The 14,263-nt window shown below is 62.8% G+C and carries 14 protein-coding genes; 9 read left to right on the plus strand and 5 right to left on the minus strand.

What is annotated here, in order from left to right; all coding sequences use genetic code 11:
* Positions 1–79: 79 nt before the first annotated feature.
* From V7Q39_RS01180 to V7Q39_RS01190, 3 genes are all read left to right on the plus strand, one after another.
* Entirely contained in the window at positions 80–1,999 is a 1,920-nt protein-coding gene (locus V7Q39_RS01180) for a nitric oxide reductase activation protein NorD (protein WP_333814387.1), read from the plus strand.
* Positions 2,000–2,154: 155 nt separating this feature from the next.
* A complete protein-coding gene (locus tag V7Q39_RS01185) occupies positions 2,155–2,655 on the plus strand; it encodes a cytochrome c oxidase subunit 3 (protein ID WP_333814388.1) in 501 nt (166 codons plus the stop codon).
* Positions 2,652–2,897, plus strand: a complete 246-nt coding sequence (locus V7Q39_RS01190; protein ID WP_333814389.1) for a cytochrome C oxidase subunit IV family protein — start codon at positions 2,652–2,654, stop codon at positions 2,895–2,897. Before V7Q39_RS01185 ends, V7Q39_RS01190 begins: the two co-directional genes overlap by 4 nt.
* Positions 2,898–2,976: 79 nt before the next feature.
* Here V7Q39_RS01190 and V7Q39_RS01195 read toward each other — a convergent pair whose 3' ends face one another.
* The 3 genes from V7Q39_RS01195 to V7Q39_RS01205 all read right to left on the minus strand — a co-directional run bounded on the left by V7Q39_RS01195 (position 2,977) and on the right by V7Q39_RS01205 (position 5,039).
* On the minus strand, positions 2,977–3,681 hold the full coding sequence (locus tag V7Q39_RS01195; RefSeq protein WP_333814390.1) for a Crp/Fnr family transcriptional regulator: 705 nt from the start codon (positions 3,679–3,681) through the stop codon (positions 2,977–2,979).
* A gap of 90 nt (positions 3,682–3,771) precedes the next feature.
* Positions 3,772–4,269 (minus strand): gluconokinase, encoded by a 498-nt coding sequence (locus tag V7Q39_RS01200; RefSeq protein WP_333814392.1) that lies wholly within the window; start codon positions 4,267–4,269, stop codon positions 3,772–3,774.
* Entirely contained in the window at positions 4,266–5,039 is a 774-nt protein-coding gene (locus tag V7Q39_RS01205; RefSeq protein ID WP_443082479.1) for an SDR family oxidoreductase, read from the minus strand. Before V7Q39_RS01205 ends, V7Q39_RS01200 begins: the two co-directional genes overlap by 4 nt.
* A 90-nt stretch (positions 5,040–5,129) precedes the next feature.
* Between V7Q39_RS01205 and V7Q39_RS01210 the strand changes: the two genes are divergently transcribed.
* Positions 5,130–5,726, plus strand: coding sequence for a 2'-5' RNA ligase family protein (locus tag V7Q39_RS01210; RefSeq protein WP_333814395.1), 597 nt, complete (start codon positions 5,130–5,132; stop codon positions 5,724–5,726).
* Positions 5,727–6,908: 1,182 nt separating this feature from the next.
* Here the strand turns inward: V7Q39_RS01210 and V7Q39_RS01215 are convergent.
* Positions 6,909–7,784 carry a fatty acid desaturase family protein gene (locus V7Q39_RS01215; protein ID WP_333814397.1) on the minus strand — a complete coding sequence of 292 codons (876 nt, stop codon included), beginning with the start codon at positions 7,782–7,784 and terminating at the stop codon, positions 6,909–6,911.
* A 242-nt stretch (positions 7,785–8,026) separates the two neighbouring features.
* On the opposite strand from V7Q39_RS01215, the gene V7Q39_RS01220 reads away from it, so the two are divergent.
* Both V7Q39_RS01220 and V7Q39_RS01225 read left to right on the plus strand, forming a co-directional pair.
* Positions 8,027–8,947 (plus strand): LysR family transcriptional regulator ArgP, encoded by a 921-nt coding sequence (locus tag V7Q39_RS01220; RefSeq protein WP_333814399.1) that lies wholly within the window; start codon positions 8,027–8,029, stop codon positions 8,945–8,947.
* A gap of 95 nt (positions 8,948–9,042) precedes the next feature.
* Complete coding sequence (locus V7Q39_RS01225) at positions 9,043–9,534, plus strand: hypothetical protein (RefSeq protein WP_333814401.1); 492 nt, start codon at positions 9,043–9,045, stop codon at positions 9,532–9,534.
* Between the two features lie 157 nt (positions 9,535–9,691).
* Here the strand turns inward: V7Q39_RS01225 and V7Q39_RS01230 are convergent, their stop codons facing one another.
* On the minus strand, positions 9,692–10,222 hold the full coding sequence (locus V7Q39_RS01230) for a TetR/AcrR family transcriptional regulator (RefSeq protein ID WP_333814403.1): 531 nt from the start codon (positions 10,220–10,222) through the stop codon (positions 9,692–9,694).
* Between the two features lie 82 nt (positions 10,223–10,304).
* Between V7Q39_RS01230 and V7Q39_RS01235 the strand changes: the two genes are divergently transcribed.
* From V7Q39_RS01235 to V7Q39_RS01245, 3 genes are all read left to right on the plus strand, one after another.
* Entirely contained in the window at positions 10,305–11,840 is a 1,536-nt protein-coding gene (locus V7Q39_RS01235; protein WP_333814405.1) for an MFS transporter, read from the plus strand.
* 232 nt (positions 11,841–12,072) lie between these two features.
* The gene (locus V7Q39_RS01240) at positions 12,073–13,548 is read left to right on the plus strand and encodes a transporter substrate-binding domain-containing protein (RefSeq protein WP_333814406.1); all 1,476 of its coding nucleotides are present in this window, start codon (positions 12,073–12,075) and stop codon (positions 13,546–13,548) included.
* 8 nt (positions 13,549–13,556) lie between these two features.
* A complete protein-coding gene (locus V7Q39_RS01245; RefSeq protein WP_333814408.1) occupies positions 13,557–14,192 on the plus strand; it encodes an ANTAR domain-containing response regulator in 636 nt (211 codons plus the stop codon).
* Positions 14,193–14,263: the final 71 nt, after the last annotated feature.

A 14,263-nucleotide genomic window follows, 5' to 3' on the forward strand; every position in this document is an offset into this window, starting at 1 on the left:
TCGAACCCCTCACCGACGACCCGGATGTGAAGGCCGGGCTCCGCGATCTCGTGACGGCCGTTTTCGGGTGAGGCAGGCCATGTCACGGATCGACTTCGAGCCATGGGAACCCGAGGAATCTGTCGGGAAACTGTGGCACGCCTTTGCCAGCCGTCTGGATGGGGACCCCATCCACGACGGAGCCCGTGTGTCGCTTTCCCAAGTGGCCGGACGGCTGGCAGTCCTTTTCCGGGGCCTCGGCGGCGATCCGGCGGTGGACATCAAGCCGGTGGCCGGGGAGACATCGCACCACCGCCTCTCTCTCCTCCGCCGTCTCGGCACCTGGGCGGAAACCGCGCCCCGCGCCAGCTTCGACGGCGCGACCCTGCGCCTGCCGGAAAGTCTGACCGCCTTCCCCGACCCCCGCGCCAATGCCGCGCTCTACCTCTGGCTCGCCGCTGCCGCCGTGGCGTTGAAGGATCGGACCCCGACCGAAACCAGCGACCCCCTGCAAGCCGACCTCGCCGCCATTGCGCTGGCGCAGGAGATGACCACCGAGGCCCTCCGCCTCGCCCCCGGCTACCGCAAGCTTCACGCCGACCTCTGTGAAGCAACCCTCCTCTTCCGCCGCACGCCGTCCCTGCCGCCCGTGGAAGCCGCCGTCGAGGCGCGCATCCGGGCTGCCCTTGGCGCAAGCCTTCCCCTCCCGCCCCTTCCCGCGAAAGCCCCCCGCGGCTATCGGCCCTTCAAGCCCGTCGCGCTCTGGCCCGACCTGCGCCCGCTCGCCCGCAGCGAACACACCGCCGTCGAGGCCCGCGCCACCGAAGGCCCGCCCGAGGAATCCGAGGAGAAGACCGCAAGAAAGGCCCGCCGCCGCAAGGCCGACCAGGCCGACCGCAACGACAGCTTCATCCTGCACAAGTTCGAGGCCATCCTCTCGATGACCGAATTCCTCAACCTCAACCGCAGGGTCGAGGATGACGACGAGGACACCGCGAAGAAGGCCGCCGACGATCAGGAAGAGATCGGCCTCGCCCAGGTCTCCAAGGCTCCCGCCACCCGTCTGAAACTGCACCTCGACCTCGCCCCCGAAGATGTCGACCGCGAGCAGATTTCCGGCACCTTCACCTATCCCGAATGGGACGTCCGGACCGCCAGCTACCTCCTCTCTCACGCCCGGGTGCTTCACTCCCGTGCGGAAGCCAGCGACCAGACGCCCCCGTTTCGGGCCGACCCGCGCGCCAGCGCCCGTATCCGCGCCGTCCGCCGCCAGTTCGAGGCCTTGCGTCCCAGCCTGGTCTCGACCCCCGGCCACCCGGACGGCGATGTGCTCGACACCGAACGGGCGGTGCGCGCGCGGGTCGATTTTCTCTCCACCGGCGAGGGGGCGGATCGCGTCTGGCGCCAGACCCGCCCCGAACGCCGCGACCTCGCCGTGTCGATCCTGCTGGATGTCAGCCGCTCGACCGAAAGCGCGATCCCCGGCCACGGCCATGACGGGCGCAGCGTGATCGACATCGAACGCGAGGCGCTGGCGGCGCTGGCCTGGGGGCTCGACGCCTGCGGCGACAGTTTTGCGATCCACGCCTTTTCCTCGCTGAAGCGGCAGAGGGTCTTCGTGCAAGAGGTGAAGGGTTTCGCCGAACCGATGGCCGAAACGGTGGAAGGCCGCATCGCCGCGCTGACACCCGGTCACTACACCCGGCTGGGTGCCGCCATCCGCCACATGTCAGCGCTCTTGACGAAGGAATCGCGCAAGCGCCGCCTGCTCCTGGTCATCACCGACGGCAAGCCGAACGATCTCGACCACTACGAAGGCCGCCACGGCATCGAGGACAGCCGCATGGCAATTCTCGAAGCCCGCCGCGCCGGACATTCGGTCTTCGGCATCACCGTGGACCGCGACGGCAAGTCGTGGTTCCCGCGTCTCTTCGGCCAGGGCGCCTTCGCCCTAATCCCGCAACCGGAGAAACTGATTCAGGCCCTGCCGCAGATCTACCGGCAGTTGGTGACCGGATGACCGCGGCTTCCCCAGACGGTCTTCGGCAACTTCCTGCCTCATCGCTGGCCACCCGCGAGGAGAAGTCAAAGACGCACGACGAGCCTCCCCGCCGCGAGGAGAAATCGAAACCGCACAACGAGCAGCCACCCGGTCAGCTTCCCGGCGAACTCTTGATGTGGGTCCTCATCCTCTCCGAAATCGCCGTCTTCGGTGCGGGCCTCCTCGCCTTCCTCGCCGTCCGGCTGACCGACCCGACAGGCTTTGCCGAGGCGCAGTCCCACCTGCACCGCACCGGCGCCGCCGCGAATACCCTGGTCCTCGTCACCTCCGGCTGGCTGGCCGCCATCGCCACCCGCGCTGCCGAGGCAGGCCAGAGGCGCCGCCTGCGCCTGCTCCTTGCCCCGGCAATCCTGCTCGGCGCGGTGTTCCTGATCCTGAAGGCCAGCGAATACGCCGACCTCTTCGCCCAAGGCATCGGCACCGAGACCCATGCCTTCTACACCTTCAGCTTCCTCCTCACCGGCTTCCACGCTGCCCACGTCCTTGCCGGGATGGTCCTCCTCGCGCTGGTCGGCTGGCTGGGCACGCCGAAAGCGGTCGAGACCGGGGCGGCCTTCTGGCACATGGTGGACCTGGTCTGGGTCCTGCTCTTTCCCGTGGTCTATCTGCTGTGACCCGCGTCACCCGCGCCTGGGCGATGCTCCTCGCCCTTTCCGCCGCCTCGACCGCGCTCGCGGCCTCGGGCCTTGCAGGCGCAGCGCTGGTCCTGCCCGTGCTGGCGCTCTCCGGCCTCAAGGCGCATGTGATCCTGCGCGACTACCTCGGCCTCTCGGTCGCACCCGCCTGGCTGCGCGGCTTCGACCTCGGCCTGACGCTCCTGATCCTCGCCTTCGCCGGCCTCGCTTTGGCGGCGTGAAGGGTTAAGATTTGGTGTATCAAAAAAATCAACCCATTGATTTAAAATGAAATCAAAAACTGCCCACGTGCGGGCAGAGTCACCCCCCTTTCGACCAGGCCAGCGCCGGGTCCTCCTCCACATACTCCCGCAAGGCCCCCACATCCTCGATCTGGGCCGTGTTCTGCCGGATCGTGACCCCCTGCTCCTTCAGCCGCGCGAAGGCCCGGCTCAGGCTCTCCGGCTTCATCCCCAGCCGCCCCGCGATCAGCACCTTGTCATAGGGCAGCGTCACCTCGCAGGCCCCCTCCGGACAGGGCGCCAGTTCCAGCAGGAACTCCGCCACCCGCTGCGCCCCGGTCTGCGCCTTCAGGGCCTCGACCTGCGCGACCAGCCCATGCAGGTGGACGAAGGTCGCCGACAGGATCGAGATCGCCACCTCCGGGTTCTCCCTGATCTGCCGCAGGAAGGCATCCGCCTCGATCCGGATCAGCGTGCAGTCCGTCACCGCCTCCGCCGCCACGGGGTAGGTGTCGTGCCGGAAGGCCACCGCCTCGCCGAAGCTCGCGCCCTTGGTGAAGACCCCCACCACCGCCTCGGTCCCCGAAGGCGCGATCCGGTAGAGCTTCACCCAGCCATCGGCCACGATATAGATCGCGCTGGCCCGCTCGCCCTGCAGGAAGATCGTCTCGGCGCGGGAGAAGCTGCGGACTCGCGCGCTTTCCAGCACCGCAGCCGCCACCGCCTCGGGGGCCGAGGCCAGAAGCAGCGACCGGCGGGCAAGGGCTACGTATTCAGCTTTCATCCGCGCTGCTCCCTTGCATCTCTCCCCATCGGGCATACCCCGACAACGGCGCGCTTTCCAGCCGCTTCCACGTCCGCACGGCAAAGCGGCTCACCGGTCGAAACGGTCCAGCTGCGACTGGATGGCATCGACCAGTAAGGGAAGCGGCTGGTCGATGTCGACCGTCACCGCCTCCTCCGGCCCCGGAGCTTCCAGCGCGGCGAACTGGCTGTCGAGAAGCGTGGTCGGCATGTAATGCCCGGTCCGCCCGGCCATCCGGCTGGCGATCAGCTCCCGGCTGCCGGCAAGGTAGACGAAGCAGACCGGCCCGCCCGCCCCCGCGCGGATGCGGTCGCGATAGGCCCGCTTCAGGGCCGAGCAGCCGACGATCACCGGCGCCTCCAGGGCCAGCACCGCCGCCACCCGGTCCAGCCAGGGCCAGCGGTCGGCATCGGTGAGCGGCGTGCCGGACCGCATCTTCTCGACCGCCACAGGGGTGTGAAGATCGTCGCCGTCGCGGTAGGGCACGCCAAGCCGGGCCGACAAGGCTTCGCCCACGCTGGACTTGCCAGAGCCCGCCACGCCCATGATCACGATGCGCCAGATCACAGCGACGCCGTCATGCCGCCATCGACATAGAGGATGTGGCCGTTCACGAAACTGGACGCCTCGGAGGCGAGGAAGATGCAGGCGCCCTGCAGCTCCTCCACCCGGCCCCAGCGCCCCGCCGGGGTGCGGCTTTCCAGCCAGGCCGAGAACGCCGGATCCGCGACCAGCGCCGCATTGAGCGGCGTTTCGAAATAGCCCGGCGCGATGGCGTTGCAGGTGAGCCCATAGCGCGCCCAATCGGTCGCCATGCCCTTGGTCAGATTGCCGACCGCCCCCTTGGTCGCGGTATAGGGCGCGATGGAGCGGCGGGCGAGCGCGGTCTGCACGCTGGCGATGTTGATGATCTTGCCCCGCCCACGCGCGATCATGTGGCGTGCCACCGCCTGGCCGACATGGAAGACGCTGGCGATGTTGGTCTGCAAGAGCCGCTCGAAGGCCTCGGGCGGAAAGTCCTCCAGGGCCGCGCGGTGCTGCATCCCGGCGTTGTTCACCAGGATGTCAATGGCCCTGCCCGAGGCCTCGAAACCGTCGATGGCGTGACGGACGGCGTCATGGTCGGTGGCATCGAAGACCAGCGCCTCGGCCCCCGGGATGCTGTCTGCCGCCGCCCCGACCCTTGCGGCGTCGCGACCGTTCAGCACCACCTGCGCCCCAGCCCCGGCAAGCCCCTGCGCCAGCGCCAGGCCGATGCCCTGCGACGACCCGGTGATCAACGCCCGGCGTCCGGTCAGGTCGAAAAGCCCATGTCCCAAGTTTCCGCTTCCTTTCATGCTGCCGAAACCGTCCGGAAATCATACATCGACGAGACCGAACGAGTAAGCTCAAGCAGCGCTTCCCCGCAACGGAGAAGGAGGCAGACCATGCGCGATCCGGACAAGACCAACCCCGGCAAATGGGATCGGTCAACCCATGCGGTGTTCTTCGCCGCCGTTCCCCCGCCCGAGATCAACGCCCGCATGGCGGAGGCATGGCGTGATCTGGGGACCGGAGAGACCTTTCGCCGCGATACGCTCCACCTGTCCATCTACGCGGTCGGAGACATGGACGATCTGGACCCGATTCTCGTCAAGCGCGCCGGACAGGCCGTCACTTCCCTGAGGACCGCGCCGTTCACGCTCTGTCTTGATCGGTTGATGAGTTATGACGGCCGCCCTGGCAATGCGCCCCTTGTCATGGCGACGGACAAGGCAAGTGGGGACCTCAGCGAGATCGCCGCCGATTTGCATGCGGCGTGCCGCTCGATGAGCATCGCCGGATCGCGATCTGTGAAGGTCACGCCGCATGTGACGCTCGCCTACGGGACCGGTTTCGCCGACATACGATATCTCGCAGAGCCGATCCTCTGGAGGATCGAAGAGATCGTCTTGATTGACAGCCTCCGGGGCCAGAACCGCCATGTGCATCTCGGCCGCTGGCCGCTTCCGCAGGACAGGCGACAAGCGGGATTCGATTTCTGAACCGGCATGGATGCGCCGGATTGGGGGATTCGGTCGGGCCACCAGGGCGCGACACGCCTCCTGTACCGGACGATGCGCGGCGGCTTATGGACATCCTGGGTCAGGGGCCGACCTTACGCCGGGGCGGATGGTTTCGGGCCATCTCCTCTCAGCAGTCCGATGGAAGAGTCTGGTCGGCAGACAAATCCTCTGGACCGTACTGCCCCACCGCGAGCTGACCCTCTGGTAGGTTCGCGATTTCCACCGCAACGTCCTGGATTGGCCGGCGGTGGCTTTCGCGCCTAGTTTACCAGTCTCAGTCGCACCGGCCGGGCTTCCGCAGCGGCGACTTTCTGTCTCAGCTCATGAACACGTTTTTCGTGCTCTTGAAATGCAATCTCTGAACTCAACCCGGCACGGACCGAGGCGATGGATCTCAGAAAGTCCTGGTATATCCAGGTTTTCAGCATGTCGATTTCTTGGAGCTGTGTTTGCATCTTGAACGAACCTTCGAAGCGGAGGTTCTTTTTCTTTGTCGTCAAAGATGGCGAAATCGCGGCGATAAAAGCTCAGCAAGCGCCCGAAAGATCGGCTCCAGAATCGCCGATCGGGAAACATCTTCTGATCTGGTCGCGCCCCAGCAGCGTGTTGCGGCCTGACGCCAGATTCGGGGAGCTGCCCCGGGAAGCCCAACCGCCACACCCGCCCGCCAACCTGCCGTTCGCAAGCACTGATCGCGAACGGCGGTTAGGCGAGACTGGATTGTGTGAAAAGATACAAGACAACTATCTGATAATAAACACTTTTCCGTATTCCATGAGCAAGTGCGGGACCGCGTTGCTCTTGCACTCAAAGAGGGAATTCTAGGCCGCGGAAGGGGAATAACGCGGCCAGAACCCGCTTGGGTGATCAGATACAAACTGCACAGCACTCATTCGTCGTAGGGATATATTTATTCGCCTAATGCACAATTAGCAACACTTATATTGCTCGCGCCCGGAAACGATCTGTTCGCGCAGCGGCACAAGTGACAATTCTTGCATTCGCCTTCTACGGGCGCATCGGGGGCGTATTGTTTCTATTTCAGCATCGCCCGGGACTTGCGGGGGCGGCAAGACTCGCCCGCTGTTTCCATGGCGGCGGCGCGAGGCGCACCATCATCCAAAGACGAAGCGGCGCTCGATCCGCCGCGTCAGTCCGCACTTAGGAGGAGGATGCATCCAGTGACCGTTCAACGGTCGAGCGATCATGTGCACGCACGGCAGAGGGCAATCTGCGGTAGCTCGGATCCCTGCTCAGCTCTTCATGCGCCAGATGCAGATGCCGGGCCGGGATCTGCGGGAAGAGATGATGGACCAGGTGATAGGAGTCGTTGCGCGGAAAGAAGAGCAGGCGCACCGGCGCTGGCGCCAGCACATTGCGCGAGGCTTCGAGTTCGTCTTCCGCTCCGACCAGGCCGGCATGATCCAGGCAGTCTGTCCAGAAGTTAAACGTCGGATAGATGTAGAAAACCGGCAGGATGACGAAGACCAGCGCGGCAAGCGGATTCAGAAACAGGAAGACTGCCATCAACGCGAGGAGGAGGAGCTTCAGGCCCTGGAAAAACCGGCCGTCCTCGGCCGAGAGGTTGATGCCCGTATAGAGCGGCAGGTGTCGGCCGGTCAGAGGTACGATAACATGGCGCAGGATCGTTCGCGGGCTGATCGGATCATGCAGCCCGAACTTCTCGATGAGGGCGAACTCCGCATCATGTTCATAGTCGCCGTTGTTGGCATGGTGCGACAGGTGGTCGTCACGATACTTGCGGAAGGACTTCAGCAGGATCGCGGTGCAGAACCGTCCGATCATCACATTGTCCTGCCGCTGCTCTGCGAAGGTCGCATGGCTGCATTCGTGAACGATGTTGTTGATGCCCCGCAGCCGCGTTCCGATGAACGCAGCCGTGGCCGCCATGGCAACCACCGTCGCGACGGAAAGCGGGAGCGACAGCAGATAGGTGCCAAGCAGGATCGATCCGAGGACAAGACCGATATATGTCGCAACGATCGACCAGGCCACGAACCGGGTGTAGCGCGTCATGCCCATGAAGCGCCGAATGTACGTTCTTCTCAAGACTTGACCAGACATGCATCCCCCTGAGTTCTTTTCCAATTTTATCCAGATCGTTGAACAAACCAAATACTTTTGGTTGATTGTTTACCCGCCTCGCCGCCGCACATCAGGACAGCTAATGCAAATTCAAGGCTTGTCTTTGCCTTGCTGACACATGCGCTATATGGTTACTTGAGGCACATAAGCTATCCTTATACTGTGAGGCGGCAATGTCACGCTTTGACTATGATTCACTGACGATCCTTGCCGCTGTCATTCGCGAAGGCAGCTTCGAGGCCGCCGCGAAATCGCTGAAAGTGACCCAGTCGGCGGTGAGTCAGCGAATCAAGCAGCTGGAGGAAAAGGTCGGCGTGGTGCTGGTTGCCCGCGGCCGCCCTTGCCTTCCGACGGAAGCCGGCTTGCAGTTTTGCCGTCATGTCGAGCAGGTGGGCCTTCTGCAGCAGGAACTGGCTGAGCGGATGCGAACGCTCGTCGAAGGCGGAGAGCCCGGCGCTGCCACGGTCCGCATCGGAGTGAACAACGACAGCCTGGCGACCTGGTTTCCGAAGCTGATCAAGGTGGCAACGCAGGAGCTTGGCATCCGCTTCGACATTCTGCCGGATGATCAGGAGCACACGGAATCCAGCCTCCGCTCGGGGGATGCGCTTGCCGTCATCACGACGCTGGAGACCCCGGTACAGGGTTGCAAGATCATCTCGCTGGGGTCGATGGATTACTTGGCTGTCGCCTCACCCGAATTTTACCAGAACCACTTCGCAACCGGCGTTTCCCTCGCGTCGCTGCGGAACTCTGTCTGCGTGGCCTTCAATCGCAAGGACACGATTCAGGACCAGTGGATGGCGCTCTGCTTCGGCGCCACGGTTCCGCTCTCCATCCACTATGTTCCATCCTATGAGGGATACCTTTCCTGCTGCCTGAACGGCGCCGGCTGGGGCCTGGTGCCCAGCATTGCGGGCAACCCATACATCAGGCGCGGTGAACTGGTGGAGTTGAGCCCGGGCAAGAAGGTCAGCGTCGCGCTGCACTGGCAGGCCGGCATGCAATCGAGCGAAATCCTCAGCCGGCTCGGCAATCTGGTGCTGGACGTCGCGCGCGAGCATCTTGCCCCCGACCGCTTCCGCCCGAACTGATCGGCCTACTGCCGACCCCCAGATGCCCGGTCGATTCCAGAGCAAGTGATCGTCGCACCGCGTTCTCACCCCATCGCCGACGCATTGAAGCCACATTGATCCTGAAGATCGGAAGTGACCGGCAATTTGCCAGCGTCGCGTCCGTGGTATGCGAGGGGAGAACCAACGTGATTTCCGCAAAGGCAAATCGGGATAACGCCCCTCGCCCCCACCGTGTCGATTCGGCACCTTTGCGTCCGGCCTTGCGCGCCGCGATGGATGGAAATGGTCTTCAGGAAGTCATGCCGCCCGGCATCGAGGTCCAGCAGCGGCTTGTGCTGAGAGCCCTGGTCGAGAGGTTTGGCGGCGAGGTGACGGATTCCGCACTGACCAGGTACCTGTCACACCAATTCGGCTGGACGCCGCCCGCTCTCGGACCCAGGTTGATTGATATTCTTCAGGCCCTTCACCGGGCGGGCGCCTTGAGTCTGGAAGCCAACGGCCAAAGAGATTTCATCGTCAGACTTCTGCCGGATGGCGCAGAGCTTTCCCATGATCAATCCGACTTTGGATATATCGCCTCTTTCACTGCATATGAGCCCGTCTAGCGCGCTGTTGCGGAAGACAGGGCCCCCCGTTTCCCCATGCAAGGCCGCCGCTTTGAAAGATTTCCACCGGGCTGACACCCGCTGACGTCCTATGTTCGCGCATGGGCCTGACTGCAGCTGCCGTGCCACGCTGTTCCAACGCAGAAGAAACGCCCTTCTAAAATGCGGCAAGACCTGCCTCTACATCGTCCAGAAATTTGGTCCAGGCCCCTTCCTCATCAATGCCATTGATTCTCATGAGGAAAAGCCCCTCCACCGCCAGAAAGGCCACGCGCGCGGCCCGCGCCTCGGGAGAGGTGCCACTCAGCCTGTCGAAGATCCCGTGATACCAGTCCCTCGTCTCTTGCAGATCCACCGGATTTTCCAGCTGGCTGACCAGAAGCCCAGCCATCTTGGCGTTCATGGCCTGCTGTGAGGTGCGGGTCGCGGCGATATAGCGGCGGACGAAGTTGATAGGATCATCTGCGGGGTCATCGCCCAGCAAGGCTTCGAACTGGCTGGTCCAGCGGTCGATCAGGCTGCGGACCAGGTCATCCTTCGAGGCGAAGGAATACTGCACCCCGCCTTTTGATATCCCTGCCGCCTGCGCCAGCCCGCCGATGGTCAGCGCCGCGCCGCCACTGGTGCGCACAAGCTCTTCGGCAATATCCAGCAGCTTTTCCCGGGTGACGGTCGGCCTTCTGCCCATGTCTTCTCCACCTGCAGGTTTTTCCGTTGAAAAGAATACGATCGTATTTATATGGGGCGGGCAACAGAATCCAAGGTACTCCATGCCGGCCCGTCAACCCGATCCGAAACGCTGGCTGGTACTGCTGGCCGTGATGCTGGCGTTCTTGCCGGTCGTGCTGGACATGACAATCCTTCATGTGGCGGTGCCAAGCGTGACCCAGGCGCTGGCGGCCACGAGCACGCAAGTGCTTTGGGTGATCGACATCTACCCGCTGCTGATGGCCGGGCTGCTGGTGCCGATGGGGACGCTGGCAGACCGGATCGGCAACCGGCGCATCCTGCTGACCGGACTGACAATTTTTGGCACCGCCTCGGCGCTGGCAGCATTCTCGCCGAATGCACCCATGCTGATCACCGCGCGGATGCTGCTGGCGCTTGGCGGCTCGATGATCATGCCCTGTGTGCTGGGCATCATCCGTCGCACCTTCGAGGATGAGAAAGAGCGTGGCCTGGCGCTTGGCCTCTGGGGTACGGTCGGCGCGGCGGGCGCCGCGGTCGGCCCATTGATCGGTGGCGCGCTGCTGGAGCATTTCTGGTGGGGTTCGGTCTTCCTGATCAACATTCCGGTGATGCTGGTTGTCATTGCCGCCTGCTGGGTCCTGCTGCCCCGGCGAGAAGAATCCACCCCCGGCCACTGGGCCATCGGCCAGGCATTCCTGCTGATCTTCGGCATGATCGCGACGGTTTACGCGATCAAGGCCGGGTTCGGCGCCAAGCAATCCCTGCATGTCGTGCTGGCGGTGCTGGCGCTTGGGCTTGGCCTGCTGACCCTCTTCGTGCGCAAGCAGATGAGCGCGGCCGAGCCGATGCTGGATCTGTCGCTTTTCTCGCATCCGGCCATCCTTGCCGGGATGATCATGGCGATGGTCGCCAGTGGGTCGCTGGCCGGAGTGGAACTGACGCTGGCGCAGGAACTGCAATATGTCCTGGACAAGACCCCGCTTCAGGCCGGGATCTTCATGGTCCCGATCATGGCTGCGGCAGCGATTGGCGGGCCCGTGGCTGGCTGGCTCTCGGGCCGCTATGGTCTGCGCCCGGTCGCCAGCCTGTCGCTGGCGGTCTCCTCCGTTACACTGGGCTGGCTTGCGCTGAGCGATTTCCACACCCCCGGGGCGGTTGTGCCGATGCTGCTCGCGATGCTGGGGCTGGCGCTTTCCATCGGCCTGACGGCCTCGTCCATCGCGATCATGGGCTCTGTCGAGGCCAGCAAGGGCGGTGCGGCGGGCTCGCTGGAAGCGACCGGTTATGAACTGGGCACCGGGCTGGGAATCACCTTCTTTGGGGTCTTCATGTCAGCGGTCTACGGGCGGCATTTCGATGCTCCGGCGGCGCTGTCGGCGGAACAGGCAGAGCGGGCCGCCCGCTCCATCGGTGACAGCTATCTGGTCGCGCGCGAGCTTGCGGAGAAGCTGGGCATACCCGAGAAAGGCGACGCGGTGATCGCGGCCGGCAAGGTGGCGTTTAGCTCGACCCATTCGGTGTTGCTGCTGACCTCTGCGGCGCTGATCGGAGCGCTGGCCGTGCTGGTGTTCTTCCTGCTGGCCAAGGTCGAAAACATCGGCACCAGCGCTCATTGAAGCAGGGATGGCGCGGCAGTTCAGCCGTCGCGCAGCAGGTTCCTTTCTTTAGGAGCGCACCAGATCCCGCGTCAGCTCCGGGTCTCCGCCTCGTAGCCAATCGCAGACGCTTTATTTAGGGGCAGGTGCCGCGAAAAGCCTCTTGTAGCTTCGTCCCATCCCTGTTCCCCAGCCTCAAAGTTAAGGGGCAAGGCTTCTAGAACCTAGCGGCTCCTCCTGGTTCGGTCTGCCCATGCAGACCGACTATCACGCTGGATTCCTCAAAGGATTTGCGCAACAGGGCTTCGTTGCGGCACCTGGCAGAGGCATGAAGGCCATGGGCGTTCATGCCTCCGCGGAGCTGGACGGCGTGGAGAATTTCTTGTCTTGGCACGCAGCTCGGCCTGTGTTAGCAGCTTTTATTAGCATCTGGCGTTCATTCGACAATGGCGTCGAGCCAGAGCGCGCCAAGGTGATTCAACCTCCTGTATTCGGGGTTGAATTCTGGTTGTGCGCAAAAATACACATAACTTGCATGCGAGGGAGCGTTGGGTGCTCTGACGTGACAGATTTAAATGACTGCTGGCGCATCGGCGTTCTGTTCTCCCAGACCGGGCCTACGGCTTTGGCAGAGAGAGCTTTGCTGAACGGCACCCGCTTTGCAATTGAGGAAGTAAACAAGGCGGGCGGCGTCCGGGGAAAGCCGATCATCGCGGTTGAGATGGACCCCGCTTCTGACGAAGCCCGCTATCGCGATTTTTCGCGGGTGATCACCGAGGAAATGGGGATATCGGTGGTCTTTGGGGGATATACCTCGGCCGGCCGCAAGGCGATGATACCCAATATTGAAAGAACCGATAGCCTTCTATTTTATCCGACGTTCTACGAAGGATTCGAATACTCGGATCACGTTTTCTATTTTGGCTCATGCCCAAATCAGTATATCGTGCAACTTGTCGATCATATGATACAAAAGTTCGGCGGCTCGTTTTTTTTGGTTGGCGCGAATTACGTCTTCCCACGTGAAAGCAACCGGATTATTAAAGAGCTGTTGAGCCAGGCCGGTGGCAGAGTTCTGGGCGAACGCTACCTTCCGTTGGATTCCACTGCGAAGCAGGCCGAAGCAGTCGTCAGGGACATCGTCAAAGCAAAGCCGGATGTGGTGTTCTCGATCCTGGTCGGCGACCAGATCCTTGACTTCTACTCAGCATTTCACAGGACAGACCTTCGCAAAGCCGGTGTTCCCATCGCCAGCATCGTGACGACCGAGACGGAAATCGATCGCATGGGTCATGACATCGCGCTTGGACACTACTGTGCCGCAAGTTTTTTCGACACGGTGGAGTCGAGCGGAAGCAAACGCTTTGTCGATAACTTCCAGCAGAGGTTCGGAGAGTCGTTCCGCGCCAACTCCTCCGCCGAGGCCGCCTACAACCAGGTCATGGTCTTCGCCGACGCTCTTGAAAGGTGCGGGACCATCTCTACACCGGCGCTACGAGAAGCTGTCCTGGGTACCCAATTTGCCGCTCCGCAAGGTGACATCAGGGTCGACGCGGAAAATCACCACACCTATCTCTGGTCGCGCATCGGCGTAGTCGACGCCGCAGGAAAGATCGAGATCGTCTATAATTCGCCGCGCAGCGTCCCCCCTGATCCCTACCTTATCAACCATGACATCAAGCACCCGCCGACCCAGGCTTCTCGCAAACTGTCATTCGGATTGGACTGACCAAAGTGATGCGGAATACGAAATCCATTCGCGTTCTGCTTGTTCAACCGCCCAGCCATGATCGCGAAACCCTGCGTAGGCACCTCCAGCGCGTGGGCTTTCTGACGGAAACAAGCTGGCCTCCGTCACCACCCCTCTACGACCTGGCCGATGTAGTTTGCGTGGCCTTCCGTGCCGTGGCCGAGGCGAATGTAAAGCTGCGCTGGAACCGCGATGACCCGCCTGCGGCTTTGCTGGCCCTGCTGGATTTCGAGAACCCGGCCATCGTACGTGAAGCGATCCGGCTCAATGCCCATGCAGTTCTCGGGCTGCCGGTCAGAAGCTTCGGCGTAGTCGCGAATATCTTTGTCGCTCAAAACAACTTCAAGCTGCACAAAAATCTGTCAAGTCTGGCCCAAAGGCTGAAAACTCGCGTCGAGTCCGACAAGACGTTGAACAAAGCGAAGCAAATCCTCATGAGCTCCCGCGGGATGTCGGAACAAGAGGCGCACAAGGCCCTTAGGACCCATGCAATGAACCGGCGCGTAAGCATGCTGGAAATCGCGAAGGCGATCGCCGGGGCCGATGACGTATTTAGTGCATTGGAAAAGCTGGATAAATTCGAATCCAGCAAAGAGGCATCAACGCCCGAAGGCGACAGTTGACAAGAAAGTAAGAATCGGGCAGCGTTTTCTCACGGAGTGGGCGCAACGATGCGTCGACGTGTCCTCACAGC

Source organism: Tabrizicola sp. (assembly GCF_036781545.1).
GTDB lineage: Bacteria > Pseudomonadota > Alphaproteobacteria > Rhodobacterales > Rhodobacteraceae > Tabrizicola.

Coding starts and splice junctions, on each gene's coding strand:
- V7Q39_RS01180 (WP_333814387.1), top strand. CDS start 80: ATGTCACGGATCGACTTCGAGCCATGGGAACCCGAGGAATCTGTCGGG.
- V7Q39_RS01185 (WP_333814388.1), top strand. CDS start 2,155: ATGTGGGTCCTCATCCTCTCCGAAATCGCCGTCTTCGGTGCGGGCCTC.
- V7Q39_RS01195 (WP_333814390.1), bottom strand. CDS start 3,681: ATGAAAGCTGAATACGTAGCCCTTGCCCGCCGGTCGCTGCTTCTGGCC.
- V7Q39_RS01205 (WP_443082479.1), bottom strand. CDS start 5,039: ATGAAAGGAAGCGGAAACTTGGGACATGGGCTTTTCGACCTGACCGGA.
- V7Q39_RS01210 (WP_333814395.1), top strand. CDS start 5,130: ATGCGCGATCCGGACAAGACCAACCCCGGCAAATGGGATCGGTCAACC.
- V7Q39_RS01215 (WP_333814397.1), bottom strand. CDS start 7,784: ATGACGCGCTACACCCGGTTCGTGGCCTGGTCGATCGTTGCGACATAT.
- V7Q39_RS01220 (WP_333814399.1), top strand. CDS start 8,027: ATGTCACGCTTTGACTATGATTCACTGACGATCCTTGCCGCTGTCATT.
- V7Q39_RS01230 (WP_333814403.1), bottom strand. CDS start 10,222: ATGGGCAGAAGGCCGACCGTCACCCGGGAAAAGCTGCTGGATATTGCC.
- V7Q39_RS01235 (WP_333814405.1), top strand. CDS start 10,305: ATGCCGGCCCGTCAACCCGATCCGAAACGCTGGCTGGTACTGCTGGCC.
- V7Q39_RS01240 (WP_333814406.1), top strand. CDS start 12,073: ATGCAGACCGACTATCACGCTGGATTCCTCAAAGGATTTGCGCAACAG.
- V7Q39_RS01245 (WP_333814408.1), top strand. CDS start 13,557: ATGCGGAATACGAAATCCATTCGCGTTCTGCTTGTTCAACCGCCCAGC.